Genomic DNA, 14329 nt, shown 5'->3' on the forward strand with positions numbered 1-14329 from the left:
GGTTTCGCGCGCCGGCGCTTGCATTCGTTTGGTCCGCTGCGTATCGGCGTAGGCGGGACAGCGAAGGGGCGGCACATGGACAGCGCGGGCGTGATCGACATCGATGGGGGGCAGGTCGCGCCCCCCGTCCGCTACAGCCGTGAGACACGCTGGCTGCATTGGGCCACGGCGTTGCTGATCGTGGCGCAATTCGCGCTGGGCGAGGTCTGGATCCGCCTGCCGCGTGCCGATCGCGCGCCGCTGGTGTCGGCGCATCTGTCGCTGGGCGTGCTGCTGGGAGCGGTGTTCGTGGCGCGGGTGGCGTGGCGGGTGACGGGCGGGCGGGCCATCCGCTTCGCCTCGGCGGGCGCGGTGGCCGACCGGGTGACGCACGCGGTGCACGGGCTGCTTTATGTCATGATCGGGGTGGAACTGGCGCTGGGGTATCTGGCGCGCTGGTCAGGCGGTCGGCCGGTGGTGGCGTTCGGCGTCCCCATCAACTCGCCTTTCGGTCCGTTCGATCACGCGACGCACCATCTGCTGGGTCAGGCGCATAGCTGGCTGGCCTGGGGCATCATCGTGCTGGCCACCGGCCACGGGCTGGCGGCGTTCTATCACGCGCGGGTGCTGCGGGACGGCGTTTTCCGCCGCATGTGGGCCTGAGCGCCACGCATTGCGGGCGGCCCTCTACCCACGGATCGGGGTCAGGGCCTCGGCCCCCCCGACGTATCGTCATGAACAGCGTCGCGGCCGATAGGCGACCGTCCGGTCCAGCAGGGTATCGAGTTCCGGCCGCCGGCAGGGATCGACGCAGGTGGCGACGAAGGTGCGGGCGCGCTGCCTGATGGTGTCGACGACGCGCAGGTTCATGTCGCCCGTTCCGCCCTCCGCGATCATGTCGGCGATGGTCAGGGCGCGCGTGAAGGCGGTTCTTGCGATCTTGAAGGCCAGATCGTTCACGATGGTCTCGAATTCCGTCCGGCCGAACGACGACTGGCAGACCGAACGCTGCGCACAGGCTTCGGCATAGAGCTGCACCACGGGCCGGGTGCCGGCACGATGAAAATATCGCTGATGCCAGGTGCGGGCCCAGGCGTGCTCCCGCTCGGCGGCGAGGTGCTCGGGCAGGGTATCGCAGGCGGCGGCGCCGGGGGTGCCGACGGTCCGGGCCGCCAGCCAGGCGCTGGTAAAATCCGAATAGCTGTGGCGGTACCATGCGATGTCCGCGCCGTTCGTCTGAAAGGCGAAGCGAAACCCCCTCTGCCCGTCCAGCCCGTAGAGCAGGGCGGGCACGGCGCCATCCCGGCCCAGGACCAGGATATGGCCCGCGTCGTTGGCGTGCATGTGACGCTGCATGGTGAACAGGTCGAAGAACGATTCGTCCTCGGCCACGCGGGCGGCGTGCGCCTTCACGTAACTCAGAAACAGCGGATTGCGCACATCCGTCAGGCCGCGGGGGCAGAAATCGAACCCCCACCAGCGGGACATTTTCACCAGATGAAAGGCCAGGGCATTGCGCAGGTGCGTCAGGGGCGCGTCGCTCTCTCCGCCGTCGCACAGGGCCTGCACATCGCGAAACCGGCTGACAAGGGGATTGATCTGCCCGGCGAATCCCCGGGTGGGGTCGAAATAATCAAGCAGATCGGCAGGCCGCGAATGGGCAAGGTGCCAGGTGGAATCGCAGCCGATTGTCTCTGTCATCGTTGGACAGCCTCCCGGGTGGATCGAAAGAAAGGCGGCGGCATCGAAGGGCCGGAATGCCCCTGATGCCGCCTGAAGGCTCCACGGGTCGGGTTGGGAAATCGACACTCGGCTATCTGTCGTGGCCCGTGGGTTTTTCCCCTATATTGCGATCGACTCTCAATTGCAACATCGGAAAAGGGGAGAGGTGCCGGCCCTGTCGTCCCTTGCGGGAGGGCGTTATGCGGGGTGATGTTGAGATGGATCATGGCCGGGCCGCAGGGCATGGGGCCCAGTCTTGATCCGTCAATAGATCGTCCGGGGATTCCGGACGGTATTCAGGAGGATCATCATGACCACGAAAGCGAATGCGAGTGCGGCGGGCGAGGCAGAGGTGCGGTCGCATCTCGGGACGCCGACGGACCTGAAGCAGGCCGCGGTGCATGAGATTTCGGCCGGGCTTCGCGCCGTTCTGGCGGATGTCTTCGCGCTGTACATCAAGACGAAGAACTTCCATTGGCACATGAGCGGCCGGCATTTCCGCGACTACCACCTGCTGCTGGACGAGCATGGTGACCAGATCTTCGCGATGACCGATCCGCTGGCCGAGCGGGCGCGCAAGATCGGCGGCACCACGCTGCATTCGGTGGGCGAAATCGCCCGGCTGACGAAGGTGGCCGACAATGACACGCTGTATGTGACGCCGGAGGACATGCTGTCCGAACTGCGCGAGGACAATCTGGCGCTGACCGCGCGGCTGCGCCAGGTGCATGGCGTGTGCGACGAGGGCGGCGACGTCGCCACCGCCAGCCTGCTGGAAAACTGGATCGACGAGACCGAACGCCGCACGTGGTTTCTGTTCGAAGCCACCCGACCGGCTTTCGGCAGCAACAGCTAAGCGGCTTCGACCGAAAGCGCTATCTGTCGAGGTTTTTTCTGATGCGGCGGGGGAAGGGCGCGCCTCAGGGCGCTGCCCTGAAACCCGCCAAGGGGATTGCCCCCCTGCGTCGCCCATGCGTACGGCGAGATGGCATGCGCATGCTCCGAGGACCAGAGGGCCCGGGCGGTCAATCTGCATGGCGTCTTCCTGCTGAACAGGATGTTTTTTCATATCTGGTGAGGAAGAGAGAAAACAGGCCCGCTACCGCAAGCAGTCCGGCCGCGTAGAGAATGACGGAGGGCCATCCTCCCCGGGTCCAGAACAGGCCGCCGAGCGAGCCGAAGACGCTTGATCCCAGATAATAGCAGAGAAGATAAAGCGACGAGGCGTGCCCCTTGTTTTCCAGCGCCAGGCGGCCGACCCATCCGCTGGCAACGGAATGGATGGTGAAAAACCCGGTCGTGAATACGACGATACCGAAAATGATCGCGGGCAGCAGGGCACTTGAGGTCAGCCCCATGCCAAGCGCCGTCATCGCTATGCCTGCAATCATGACAGGCCCACGGCCGATTTTATCCGCGACCGAGCCCGCGACCGGCGATGCGATCATGCCGCATACATAGGAGAGGAAGATAAAACTGATTTCCGGCGGCGAGAGGGAAAACAGTGGTGTGGAAAGGCGAAAATCGATGTAATTGAAAAGCGTGACGAATACGCCCATTGCGAGGCTGCCCATGCCGAACAGCAAGGCAAGACGGACATGAGAGACATGCGTGATCCAGGCGCTGGCATGATATCTGATGTCGAAACTGTCCTTCCTGATGAAATTTCGGGAAGATGGAAGAAAAATTCCAAACGCCACGGCCGCCAGAAGATCGACGCAGCCTAATAGCGCAAGGGCGGTCGGCCATGTCGCCAGACCGGTCAGAATACCGACGGCCACACGTCCGAACATGCCGCCAAACGCCGTGCCTCCGACATACAGGCCCATCGCGTAGCCCAGGTCCTCCGGGTGGATTTCTTCGGACAGATAGGCCATGGCCACGGCGGGCACACCGCCCAGCACGACGCCTTCCAGGGCCCGGGCCGCCAGAAACAGCGGCCAGGAGGGCATCAGGGCGGCCAGAATATTCAGGATGGCGGCGGACATCATGGAGAAAAACATGATGCCCTTGCGCCCCAGACTTTCGGCGGCGGCGCCCGAGCAGAAGATTGATACGGCAAGACAGCCCGTCGTCAGGGACAGCGCCAGGGAACTTCCGGTCACGCCGACATGAAAGCTTCTGGCCAGTTCGGGAAGAATCGGTTGCACGCAGTACAGAAGGGAAAACGTGACAAAGCCGACAAGAAAGAGCGAAAAGCTGGTGGACCGATAGGTCCGGGACCTGCGTGTCGTCCAGATTTTGGCCTCTTCATGTGCGGGTATGATCTTCTGGCCTGTGATCGCAGGCGTGGCCCCGTCGCGCGCACGGCTTCTTGCACCGTCCATGACTGCCTCCGGAATTCGGAGGACTATGGAGCGGTGCCTGCCATCTGTCCAAGAGCCTGACCGGAAATGCGCGCTGACGGCGATCCGACGCGCATTTTCTGTGCTCCGCTTCGGTATTCGGCGTTATGAGGAATTTTTGTCTATATTGTGATGCATTGGTCTTTGTTTGGGTAATACTTTATTCATTCTTATCGACACTTCCTGCTGATCTGTTCAATATCTTCATGGGGTGATTGCGCGGGGTGCGTGTCCAGTGCTTCGCAGCCCGGCAGGGGCGTCCGGCGATAACGGTGCGGTGATCATTTTAATATTGAAAATGCGAGTCGATCGCAATTAGGGTAAGGCGACAGCAACAGAGCGGTGGAAGTGCCGGTCAGGAGTGCCCATGACCCACGCAGTGCTTTTCCTCAACGATTTTTCCTGCAGCGAGAAAATGGCGGTCTGGACGATCCGTCGCCTTGTCGGGCGACAGGCACCGGCCTGTCCGCAGGGCCCGGCCGAGGCGCGCGGCCTGTATGTGCCGGGCTTGCGGCGGGAATTCGAAGGCGTCGCGCGCGCCTTTCGCGAAGGGGTCGCCCGCATGGCCGACATGGGCATCGCCGGTCCGGATGTCGGCATGACGGGGCAGCAGGCCGTCAGCCGGACCGAAGGGCAGTTCCTCGAGGCCATCGCCGCCGCCCAGAACGGGGACGAGGCCGGCGTGCGCGGTGCTTTGCGGTCCGTGTTTCCCCATCGCTACGTCCAGTCGCGCTTTGCCGCCGCCGTCACGTTGCTGGGCGCCTACCTGGCCGTCGCCGGGCACTGGCTGCCCCGGCGGCGCGAAGCCCCCCGTCGTCCGCGCCGGGATGTGACGCGGCTGCGCCGTGTGTGGGAACCCGATCGTGACGACCGGCGCAGGCCGGACGCCGACCCGGATATGCCGGCGGAAGGCCACGCGCCACGCCCGCACATCGTCGGTGCGGGATGCCTGGGCGCCATGGCGCGCTGGCATGAACTGGACATGGGGATGACCCATGTGCTGTGGCCCCATCCGGAAGGTCTGGATGCCCCTCAGAGGCACTGATTTCAGACGATTGGGATCAAACCCGCGGGCGAGGAGGTTCTCATGCTCTTCTCCGTTTTCAACGATTTCCGGCGTCGGGCCGCACGGCCGGTCGTCGACGCCGTCACCCGATGCGTCGAGCGCCTGTTCAGCGAACTGGAGATCACGTCGCAGGACCTGCTGGACGTCCTGGCCTGCCAGGACGGCATCGAGACGCTGAACAGGCGTTAGCCCAGCTTGTCCGGCCCGGGATGTGGGATTCGTAATCCAGACGGCCACGCGCCGGTCTTGCAGCCTGCCCGGCCTGGGAGTACCCCCGATTCCGGACGATCGGGGGGCGTGGTGATGGGCACGGATACGGATAGGGCCACGGGAGCGCCGGCGTCGGCACGCGGCCCCTGGCGGGTGCTGATGCTGCTGCCGCTGGCCGGGGTGTTGCTGCTGGCGGCCTGCGGGCCGGATTACGGTGATCGCGGGACGCGCGAATTCCGGGGCGACGGCTACGGCAATCTCGGATATGCCCGCGGCAGCTACGGCTTCGAAGGCCATGGCTATTAGGGACCGGCCTGAACCCCACCCTGCTGGCGATCCGACGCATTTTCCCTGTTTTGCCGCAGCCGGCAGGCAAGCCCTTCGATGCGCGGAAACACGCGCGCGGCGTCTTCGGCCGTTCGGGAGTGACCTGGAAATCAGTTTATTGAATTTTAAATAAAAAATGGTGCCCAAGGGCGGATTCGAACCACCGACACTGCGATTTTCAGTCGCATGCTCTACCAACTGAGCTACTTGGGCACCGGGCCGTTTCCGGCGCGGGCGGTCTGCCTGAGGCAACCCGCCGTTGGGGGTGTGATCTATCCCACCTCATCGTCGGGATCAACCCGTCTCGGGTCGTTTTCCTCGAAGATTTGTGCGTCTTCGTCCCGGACCGGGACGCGGTACTGTTCCGAAAACCAGCGGCCCAGATCGACGTCGGCGCAGCGTTTCGAGCAGAACGGTCGAAACGCCGCCACGGCCGGGCGGCCGCAGGTGGGGCACGGGGGGAGGGGCGTGGACGGCGGCGTGGTGGGGTCGGTCATGGTCGGTTCTCCGGCCCCGACAGGCTCCAGCCCAGGGGCGGCAGGGAGGGGTCGAGCTGCCGGGCCGGCACATGGCCCGACAGCTGTGTCGCGTCCGCCTCGGCGCCGGGATCGCGGTCCAGCGCGCGGGCGATGTCGGTGCCGACCCGCAGCGGGGCGGCGGTGCCCGGCGTGCCGCGTGTGGCGCGGACCCAGTGGCGCAGGGCGCGCAGTGCCTGGCCGTGCGGGCCCGACACCAACTCGTGCAGCGGCGGGCGGATGCGTGGCCGCAGGATTTCGGCCAAGCCCAGCGCCGTGAAGCCCAGGAAGCGCGGGCGCAGCGGGTCGCGCGCCAGCGATTCCTCGAAAACCGGGCGCAGGGCCTGGCGCTTGCGGATGGCCAGGCCGGCGACGTCCAGCACGATGGCGCCCGACAGATTGCGCAGGCGGATCTGATGCAGCAACGCCGGCAGCGCGTCGCGGTTGGTGGCGAATTGCGCGGTCTGTTTGGCGCGGCGGTCCGCGCTGGCCGCGCCGCCATCCATGTCGATCGCCACCAGCGCGGGGGTGGGGGTGATGGTCGCGCGCACCCCGCCGGGCAGCTCCACGGCCGGATCATCCAGGGCGTCGGAGGCGGCCTCGGTCGCCGAATCGAAGGCGGCGGCCACCCGCTGCACGCGGTTGCGCAGCGCGGGCGGCAGTCGCGCGCCGACCGATGAATCGTCGATCAGGATCGGGGCGTCGGGCCAGGCGGCGGCCAGCACCTCCAGCGGTGACGGCCCGCGCGCCAGAAGGGCCGGGGGGCCGGTACGGTCGGATACGGGCACGGCATCGGCAGGGCAGGCGGCCAGGCGCGCGCCCTTGCCGCCCTGGGCGCTGCGGGTGATGCGGACCAGGGCGGCATCGCCTTCCGTCAGGCCGGCAGCCCCGGCGGAATCGGGCAGGAAGCCGCTGGTGCCGTCGGCCAGATCGACGAATGCGCCGCCCATGGCGGGCATGCGGGCGGCCACGCGGCCGCGATGCACATCGCCGATGCCGTCCGGCGCCCCGGGCCGCCACAGCGCGTACTCGATCAGGCCCGCGCCTTCGGTATCGTCCGCGTCCACGCGGGCGTCATCGGTGACGGCGATGCGGATTTCGCCCGGGGCGCTGGCGGCCCGGATCCGGACGGTCACCGGATCCAGTCCCCTTTCTGGCCGCGCAGCATCTGTGCGACCTCGAACAGCGGCAGGCCGACCACGTTGGAATGGCTGCCGGACAGGAAGCGGATGAAGGCGGCGGCGTGGCCCTGGATGGCATAGCCGCCGGCCTTGCCGTCCCAGTCGCCGGCATCCAGCAGCGCGTCGATCTGCCGCGCCGTCAGGCGCGAGAAGGTCACCGTGCTTTCGACCAGCCGTTCGGCCGGGCGGCCGTCGGTCCAGGCGGCGGTGGGGCGCAGGGCGATGGCGGTCAGCACCGTATGACGTCGCCCCGACAGCAGGGTCAGGCAACGCCGTGCGGTGTCGCGATCGCAGGCCTTGGGAAGGATGCGCCGGCCGACTGCGACGACGGTGTCGGCGCCCAGCACCAGGGCGGGTTCCGTCAGGCCGCCGGCGACGGCCGCCGCCTTGTCGCGCGCCAGCCGCATGGCATACAGGCGCGGCAGTTCGGCCGGGCCCGGCCGTTCGTCGATGTCGGCGGCGATCACATGCCGGGGCACGAGCCCGATCTGCGCCAGCAGGTCGCGCCGGCGGGGCGAGGCGGAGGCAAGGACGAGTCCCGGCCCCGGACTCTCGGCATCCGGGCGGGTGGCCGACCCGGGGGGCTGTCCGGTCACGGGGCGCGCGGCCTTACTTGAAGCGGAAGGTGATGCGACCCTTGCTCAGATCGTAGGGCGTCATTTCGACATTCACCCGGTCGCCGGCCAGCACGCGGATGCGGTTCTTGCGCATCTTGCCGCTGGTATGCGCCAGGATCATGTGTTCGTTGTCCAGCTTGACGCGGAACATGGCGTTGGGAAGCAGCTCGGTCACCGTGCCGCTGAATTCGATCATGTCTTCCTTAGACATCGTGTCCTTCGATCATCTTGTTGGCCGTCGTCCGTTCGGCGGTCATGGGCGGGCGAAACCGCCGGAGCATTCCCTCTGGGGGGATGCCCGGTGGCCCTGGAAATGGATTGCAGGCGGATATGTGCGGATTGTGGGCGCCGCGGTCAAGTTCTGTCCGCATCCGGGCCCAGCGCGTCCAGCCGCGCCGACACGCTGAGCGCATGCGCGTCCAGCCCTTCGGCGCGCGCCAGGGCGACGGCGGCCGGCCCGATCCGGCGCAGCGCGTCCGGCCCCGCACCGATGAAGGTCGTGCGCTTGAGGAAGTCGAACACCGACAGGCCGGAGGCGAATCGCGCCGTGCGGCTGGTGGGCAGGACATGGTTCGGGCCGCCGACATAATCGCCGATGGCCTCGGCGCAGTAGCGGCCCAGGAACACCGCCCCGGCATGCCGCACCTTGGCGAACAGGGGTTCGGGGTCGGCCAGCAGCAGTTCCAGATGTTCCGGCGCGATCTCGTCGATCAGGGCGGCGGCCTCGTCCTGGTCACGGACGGTGATGAGGGCGCCGTGGCCCGACCAGCTTGCCCCGGCGATGGCGGCGCGGGGCAGGGTGCGCAGCTCGGCCGCCACCGCAGCCGCCACACGCTCGGCCAGGTCGGGGTCGGTGGTGATCAGGATGGATTGCGCCAGGGCGTCATGTTCGGCCTGCGCCAGCAGGTCCAGGGCGACGATGCGCGGGTCGTTGCCGCCATCGGCCACGACGACGACTTCGGACGGGCCGGCGATGCTGTCGATGCCCACCCGGCCGAACACCTGGCGCTTGGCCTCGGCGACATAGGCGTTGCCGGGGCCGACCACGCGGTCGACCGAGCGGATGGTCGCGGTGCCGTAGGCCATGGCGCCGACGGCCTGCGCGCCGCCGATGCGGTAGATTTCGCTGACGCCGGCGCGGCGGGCCGCCGCCAGCACCAGCGGGTTCAGCACGCCGTCGGGCGTGGGCACGCACATCGCCAGCCGCCCGACGCCGGCGACCCGGGCGGGCAGCGCGTTCATCAGCACCGATGACGGATAGGCCGCCGTGCCGCCGGGCACATACAGCCCCACGGCATCCAGCGCCGTCCAGCGCATGCCCAGGCTGACGCCGTCCGCATCGACATAGCGCAGGTCGGAGGGCATCTGGGCGCGGTGGAAGGCCTCGATCCGCGCGGCGGCTACATCCAGCGCCGCCAGCAGGGGAGCGGGGACCGCGGCGCAGGCCGCTTCGATCTCGGCTTCGGTGATGCGCAGGCCGTCGGGCGTGACCGTCATCCGGTCGAACCGCGCGGTATAGGCGCACAGGGCCTCGTCGCCCCGGGCGCGCACGTCGGCCAGGATCTCGGTCACGGGGGCGTCGACGCGGGCGGTGTCGCCCTCGCGGTCGGCCAGAAGGCGGGTGAACGCGGCCCGGAAATCGGGCTGGGTGGTGTCCAGGCGCTTCATGCCGTCGCGGCCTCGTGCTCGGTGGTGGCGGACAGCGCATGGCGGAAGCGGGCGATCAGCGCGCCGATCCGTTCCGGCTGGGTCTTCAGCGCCGTGCGGTTGACGATCAGCCGGCTGGTGACGCTGGCGATCGTCTCGGTCTCCTCAAGCCCGTTGGCGCGCAGGGTCGATCCGGTATCCACCAGGTCGACGATCAGCTGCGACAGGTCCAGCACCGGGGCCAGTTCCATCGCGCCATGCAGATGCACGATGTCGGCGTTGATGCCGCGTGCGGCGAAATGGCGGCGGGTCAGCGCGGGATATTTCGTGGCGACCCGCACCCGCGACCAGTGGGCGGGAATATCGGTCGTTCCATGGCCCACCGGGCGGGCGACCGAGACGCGGCAGGCGCCGATCCGCAGGTCCAGCGGGGCGTAGATCTCGGGGTAGTCGAATTCCATCAGCACGTCCGCGCCGCAGATGCCCAGCTGCGCGCCGCCGAACGCGACGAAGGTCGCGACATCGAACGAGCGGACGCGCACGACGTCCAGCATCGGGTCGTCGGTGGGAAAGCGCAGGCGGCGGCTGCCTTCGTCCAGGCAGTCGGCGGCGGGGGTGATGCCGGCCCCGGCCAGCAGGGGGGCCGCGGCCTTCAGGATACGCCCCTTGGGCAGGGCGAGAACCAGCGGCGTGTCCGAGGTCGGGGCGGTCATGCGTTCTCCAGGTACAAAGCGCGCTGCGCCTTATCACATTCCGGCCCGTTGCAGGAAGGGTATGTGACGCGGGGCAGGGTCGGCCGGGCGTTGCCCCTTGGGCCGTCTCAGTCCCGCACGCGCTCGATCTGCGCCCCGCAGCGGGCCAGTTTCTGCTCCACCGCCTCGTACCCCCGGTCCAGATGGTAGACGCGGCTGAGGATGGTTTCGCCATGCGCCGCCAGGCCCGCCAGGATCAGCGAGAACGATGCCCGCAGGTCGGTCGCCATGACCGGCGCGCCCGACAGGGCGTGGACGCCCCGGATGATGGCCGACGACCCGTGGACGTTGATGCGTGCGCCCATCCGGTTCAGTTCCGGGACGTGCATGAAGCGGTTTTCGAAGATCGTCTCGGTGACCATCGAGGCCCCTTCGGCGACCGACAGCAGGGCCATGAACTGCGCCTGCATGTCGGTGGGGAAGCCCGGATAGGGTTCGGTCATGATGTCCACGCCGCGCAGCGCGCCGGTGCGGCGGACGCGCAGGGCGTCGTCTTCCTGCAGGACTTCGACGCCCGCTTCCTCCAGCGTGCGGACCACCGCGCCCAGATGCTCCAGCCTGCCGCCGACCAGGCGCAGTTCGCCGCCGGTGATGCCGGCGGCGCAGGCATAGGTGCCGCATTCGATGCGGTCGGGCATGACATGGTGCGTCGCGCCGTGCAGGGCCTCGACGCCCTCGATCGTCAGCGTGCCGCCGCCCGTGCCGGTGATGCGCGCGCCCATGCTGTTGAGGCAGGCGACCAGGTCGCCGATCTCGGGCTCGCGCGCCGCGTTGATGATCTCGGTCCGGCCGCGCGCCAGGCAGGAGGCCATCAGCAGGTTTTCGGTGGCCCCCACCGACGCGAACGGCAGGACGATGCGATCGCCCACCAGGCCGCGCGGGGCGCGGGCGTTGATATAGCCGTTTTCCAGCGTGATCTCGGCGCCCAGCGCCTCCAGCCCCTTGAGGTGCATGTCCACCGGGCGGGTGCCGATGGCGCAGCCGCCGGGCAGCGACACCCGGGCCTCGCCGCAGCGGGCCAGCAGCGGGCCCAGCACCAGGATCGAGGCGCGCATCCGCGACACGATGTCGTACGGGGCCTCGGTGTTGGTAATGGCGCCGCCGACCGCGAGCGTGCCGCCTGTGCCGTCCACATCCTCGACCGTCAGGCCGTGCTGTTCCAGCAGGCGGCGCATCGTGGCGATGTCGGCGATGCGCGGCACGTTGTGCAGCACGAGGCGTTCCGACGTCAGCAGGCCCGCGACCAGCAGCTTGAGCGCCGCGTTCTTCGCGCCGCCGATGACGATGTCGCCCCGCAGCCGCTGGCCGCCGCGAATGATGAAACGGTCCATGCGCCGGCTCCTACATCCGGGGCGTGGCGACGCCGCGCTGCCCCATGTATTTTCCCGCCCGGTCGGCATAGCTGACCTCGCAGGGGGACGCCCCCTGGAAGAACAGGAACTGGCAGATGCCTTCGTTGGCGTAGATCCGCGCCGGCAGGGGCGTGGTGTTGCTGATCTCGATCGTCACCTGGCCCTCCCATTCCGGCTCCAGCGGGGTGACGTTCACGATGATGCCGCAGCGCGCATAGGTCGATTTGCCCAGGCAGACCACCAGCGTGTCGCGCGGGATGCGGAAATATTCCACCGTGTGCGCCAGCGCGAAGCTGTTGGGCGGAATGATGCAGATCGGCCCTTCGCGCGTGACGAAGCTGTTGGCGGCGAAATTCTTGGGGTCGACGATGGCGTTGTCGACGTCGGTGAAGATCTTGAATTCCGACGCCACGCGCGCGTCGTAGCCGTAGGAGGACAGGCCGTAGGAAATCACGCCCTCGCGCGTCTGATGCTCCACGAAGGGTTCGATCATCCCGGCCTCGCGGGCCATGGTGCGAATCCAGGTGTCGGGCATAATGGGCATGTATCTTCGGCCTCCGTCGCGTGGAGGGAAACGATCCTCCCCCTGTGCCAGCCCGACCACTAGCGAAGGGCGAGGCGAACCGCAATCACGCGTTTGCGTCGCCGCCCGGCTTGCCGTTCCCATCGTCTTTCCCGGCCGCATCCGTATCGGCGCGGGCGCGCGACTGCTGCTTGCGCCGGCGCAGATTCTCGCGCAGGGCCGCCGCCGCGCGGGCATGGCGGTCCTGCCGCGCGGCCTCGGCCCGTTCGGCGGCGGTCGCGGAGGGCGGTGTGGGAGGGCGGGTCATGATGCGTGACAGTCTAGCAGCAGGCTGTGCCGGGCGAGAAGGGGTTCAGGAGGAGCCCGACCTTCGTTCTATCGGCGGCGGGCCGCCCAGAACAGGCCCAGCGACGTCGCCATCAGCACGGCCCCCACGACGTCCAGCCCCAGGATGGGCCAGCCCCGCCCGATAACCGGCCAGTGCCACTGGGCCTGGCCGATTTCCAGCAGGATGCTGCCGCCGAAGCAGAACAGCGCGATGCTTTGTGTCCACGACACCGCCCGGGGGGCGGGGCGGCGGGAGCGGAAGGGATCATTCTGCATGGTTGGAACCTGTCGTATCGGGGAGGTCGGCGCCGGCGGCGAAGTGCCGGGCCAGGGCGGAGCCCAGCACCTCGTCATAGACCGCCAGCGTGGCGTGCTGCATGGCGGCGGTGGTGTAATGCGCCAGGACGTTGGCGCGCGCCGCCTGGCCCAGGGCCGCGCTGTCCTGCGGGGACATGGACAGGAGGTGGTGGATCGCCACCGCCAGCGCGTGGGCGTCGCCCGGGGGGACGGTCAGGCCGGTTTCGCCGTCCGTCACGGTTTCCATCGCCGCGCCGTGGGCGGCGACGATCACCGGGCGGGCCATGGCCTGGGCCTCGACTACCACGCGGCCAAACGGTTCGGGGTGCAGCGATGGCACGACGACGATGTCGGCCAGCGCGAAGGCCGCCGGCATGTCCGCGCAATGGCCGGCGAAATGCACCCGCCCGTGCAGCGCCGGGTGCGCCGCGACGGCGCGCAGCAGCGCCTGGCCGTGGCGGTCGCGTGCGCGGGCCGGCCCGACGAAGACGCAGGCCCACGCGCGGCCGCATCCGCCCGCGGCCTCCATGCGCGCCAGGGCGTCCAGCAGCAGGGCCTGGCCCTTCCACGGGGTGATCCGTCCGGGCAGCATGATGATGGCCGCGTCGTCGGGCAGGCCCCATTGCTCGGCCAGGGCCTGCATACGCGGGCCACGGACCGAATCGGGATCGAACCACGCGGTGTCGGCGCCGCGCGGGATCAGCCGCAGGCGGTCGGGGCCCACCCCGTAATCGTGCGCCAGTCGCCGGGCGATGAAGGCGCTGATGGCGATGACCCGGCGGCCCGACGCCATGACGGCGTTGTACCGGTGCTTGCCGGGCACGTTCTCGCGATACACGCCGTGCCAGGTGGTCACCAGCGGGACGCCGGAGCGCCGGCAGGCCAGCGCCGCCGACCAGCCGGGCGCGCGCGAGCGGGCATGGACCAGCGTGACGCCGTGATCGGCGATCAGGCGCGCCAGCCGCCGCGCGTTGGCCAGGATCGTCAGCGGGTTCTTCGAGCGCAGGTCGAGCGGCAGGTGCCGCGCGCCCACATGGTGCAGGCGCGGCACCAGCCGGCCCGGGGCGCTGGCCACCAGGGCGGTGCCGCCGGCCCGGACGATGGCGTCCGCCATTTCGATGGTGCCCTGTTCGATGCCGCCGGCATCCAGCGCGGGCAGGACCTGAAGAATGACGGGACGATGCGGCGACTCCATGCGGCCGGCTTAGCATGAACGGACCGGAAACGCATCGTCCCGCCGGGGCGGCCTTGACCGCCTTTCCGTCAGGGGCCCCAATGCGTGTCATGACATCATCCTTTCTCCAGGCCGTGCGGCAGGGGTCGGCCCCGGCCCTGCTGGCCGGCTGGTTTGTCGCGGCGGCGCCCGGGGACGGCCAGGCCCGCGCGCCCGACCTGGCCGCGTGTCTGGCGCGGCTGCCCGACGACCCCGACGGCGCGCGCGACTACGCCGCCGCATGGCAGGCGCGGGG

18 protein-coding genes, 1 tRNA gene and 1 pseudogene are annotated in these 14329 nt (G+C 68.7%); 6 read left to right on the plus strand and 14 right to left on the minus strand.

Going from position 1 to position 14329, the window contains the following annotated elements; translation table 11 throughout:
- The first annotated feature begins 90 nt into the window (after window positions 1-90).
- The gene (locus HLH34_RS10880) at window positions 91-642 is read left to right on the plus strand and encodes a cytochrome b (RefSeq protein ID WP_306417745.1); all 552 of its coding nucleotides are present in this window, start codon (window positions 91-93) and stop codon (window positions 640-642) included.
- Window positions 643-711: 69 nt separating this feature from the next.
- Here the strand turns inward: HLH34_RS10880 and HLH34_RS10885 are convergent, their stop codons facing one another.
- Complete coding sequence (locus HLH34_RS10885) at window positions 712-1680, minus strand: hypothetical protein (protein WP_183119585.1); 969 nt, start codon at window positions 1678-1680, stop codon at window positions 712-714.
- Between the two features lie 331 nt (window positions 1681-2011).
- On the opposite strand from HLH34_RS10885, the gene HLH34_RS10890 reads away from it, so the two are divergent.
- Complete coding sequence (locus tag HLH34_RS10890; RefSeq protein WP_220792129.1) at window positions 2012-2557, plus strand: Dps family protein; 546 nt, start codon at window positions 2012-2014, stop codon at window positions 2555-2557.
- Window positions 2558-2726: 169 nt separating this feature from the next.
- Here the strand turns inward: HLH34_RS10890 and HLH34_RS10895 are convergent, their stop codons facing one another.
- Entirely contained in the window at window positions 2727-4028 is a 1302-nt protein-coding gene (locus HLH34_RS10895; RefSeq protein WP_183119586.1) for an MFS transporter, read from the minus strand.
- 385 nt (window positions 4029-4413) lie between these two features.
- On the opposite strand from HLH34_RS10895, the gene HLH34_RS10900 reads away from it, so the two are divergent.
- The 3 genes from HLH34_RS10900 (at window position 4414) to HLH34_RS10910 (ending at window position 5628) form a co-directional block, all read left to right on the plus strand.
- Window positions 4414-5091 carry a hypothetical protein gene (locus HLH34_RS10900; RefSeq protein WP_183119587.1) on the plus strand — a complete coding sequence of 226 codons (678 nt, stop codon included), beginning with the start codon at window positions 4414-4416 and terminating at the stop codon, window positions 5089-5091.
- A 42-nt stretch (window positions 5092-5133) separates the two neighbouring features.
- On the plus strand, window positions 5134-5301 hold the full coding sequence (locus HLH34_RS10905; protein ID WP_183119588.1) for a hypothetical protein: 168 nt from the start codon (window positions 5134-5136) through the stop codon (window positions 5299-5301).
- A 114-nt stretch (window positions 5302-5415) separates the two neighbouring features.
- The gene (locus HLH34_RS10910) at window positions 5416-5628 is read left to right on the plus strand and encodes a hypothetical protein (protein WP_183119635.1); all 213 of its coding nucleotides are present in this window, start codon (window positions 5416-5418) and stop codon (window positions 5626-5628) included.
- A 158-nt stretch (window positions 5629-5786) separates the two neighbouring features.
- Here HLH34_RS10910 and HLH34_RS10915 read toward each other — a convergent pair.
- The 12 genes from HLH34_RS10915 to HLH34_RS10970 all read right to left on the minus strand — a co-directional run bounded on the left by HLH34_RS10915 (window position 5787) and on the right by HLH34_RS10970 (window position 14055).
- Window positions 5787-5862, minus strand: a tRNA-Phe gene (locus HLH34_RS10915).
- Window positions 5863-5921: 59 nt separating this feature from the next.
- Window positions 5922-6146: a DNA gyrase inhibitor YacG gene (locus tag HLH34_RS10920; RefSeq protein ID WP_183119589.1), complete on the minus strand. Its 225-nt coding sequence runs from the start codon at window positions 6144-6146 to the stop codon at window positions 5922-5924.
- Window positions 6143-7300, minus strand: coding sequence for a ribonuclease E/G (locus HLH34_RS10925; protein WP_183119590.1), 1158 nt, complete (start codon window positions 7298-7300; stop codon window positions 6143-6145). The genes HLH34_RS10920 and HLH34_RS10925 overlap by 4 nt, the downstream gene beginning before the upstream one ends.
- Window positions 7297-7941 carry a Maf family protein gene (locus HLH34_RS10930; protein ID WP_183119591.1) on the minus strand — a complete coding sequence of 215 codons (645 nt, stop codon included), beginning with the start codon at window positions 7939-7941 and terminating at the stop codon, window positions 7297-7299. The genes HLH34_RS10925 and HLH34_RS10930 overlap by 4 nt, the downstream gene beginning before the upstream one ends.
- Window positions 7942-7954: 13 nt before the next feature.
- A complete protein-coding gene (gene infA, locus HLH34_RS10935) occupies window positions 7955-8173 on the minus strand; it encodes a translation initiation factor IF-1 (RefSeq protein ID WP_003622234.1) in 219 nt (72 codons plus the stop codon).
- A gap of 143 nt (window positions 8174-8316) precedes the next feature.
- Window positions 8317-9630, minus strand: coding sequence for a histidinol dehydrogenase (gene hisD, locus HLH34_RS10940; protein ID WP_183119592.1), 1314 nt, complete (start codon window positions 9628-9630; stop codon window positions 8317-8319).
- Entirely contained in the window at window positions 9627-10322 is a 696-nt protein-coding gene (gene hisG / locus HLH34_RS10945) for an ATP phosphoribosyltransferase (RefSeq protein WP_183119593.1), read from the minus strand. The genes hisD and hisG overlap by 4 nt, the downstream gene beginning before the upstream one ends.
- Before the next feature lie 107 nt (window positions 10323-10429).
- The gene (gene murA, locus HLH34_RS10950; RefSeq protein WP_183119594.1) at window positions 10430-11692 is read right to left on the minus strand and encodes a UDP-N-acetylglucosamine 1-carboxyvinyltransferase; all 1263 of its coding nucleotides are present in this window, start codon (window positions 11690-11692) and stop codon (window positions 10430-10432) included.
- Between the two features lie 10 nt (window positions 11693-11702).
- Window positions 11703-12257, minus strand: a complete 555-nt coding sequence (dcd, locus tag HLH34_RS10955; RefSeq protein WP_183119595.1) for a dCTP deaminase — start codon at window positions 12255-12257, stop codon at window positions 11703-11705.
- A gap of 85 nt (window positions 12258-12342) precedes the next feature.
- The gene (locus tag HLH34_RS10960) at window positions 12343-12543 is read right to left on the minus strand and encodes a hypothetical protein (RefSeq protein ID WP_183119596.1); all 201 of its coding nucleotides are present in this window, start codon (window positions 12541-12543) and stop codon (window positions 12343-12345) included.
- Between the two features lie 68 nt (window positions 12544-12611).
- Entirely contained in the window at window positions 12612-12839 is a 228-nt protein-coding gene (locus HLH34_RS10965) for a hypothetical protein (protein WP_183119597.1), read from the minus strand.
- A complete protein-coding gene (locus HLH34_RS10970; RefSeq protein WP_183119598.1) occupies window positions 12829-14055 on the minus strand; it encodes a glycosyltransferase family 4 protein in 1227 nt (408 codons plus the stop codon). The genes HLH34_RS10965 and HLH34_RS10970 overlap by 11 nt, the downstream gene beginning before the upstream one ends.
- A gap of 89 nt (window positions 14056-14144) precedes the next feature.
- On the opposite strand from HLH34_RS10970, the pseudogene HLH34_RS10975 reads away from it, so the two are divergent.
- A pseudogene (locus HLH34_RS10975) lies at window positions 14145-14329 on the plus strand (hypothetical protein); the annotation flags it as partial.

The sequence above is a fragment of the Gluconacetobacter azotocaptans genome (assembly GCF_014174355.1).
Taxonomy (GTDB): domain Bacteria; phylum Pseudomonadota; class Alphaproteobacteria; order Acetobacterales; family Acetobacteraceae; genus Gluconacetobacter; species Gluconacetobacter azotocaptans.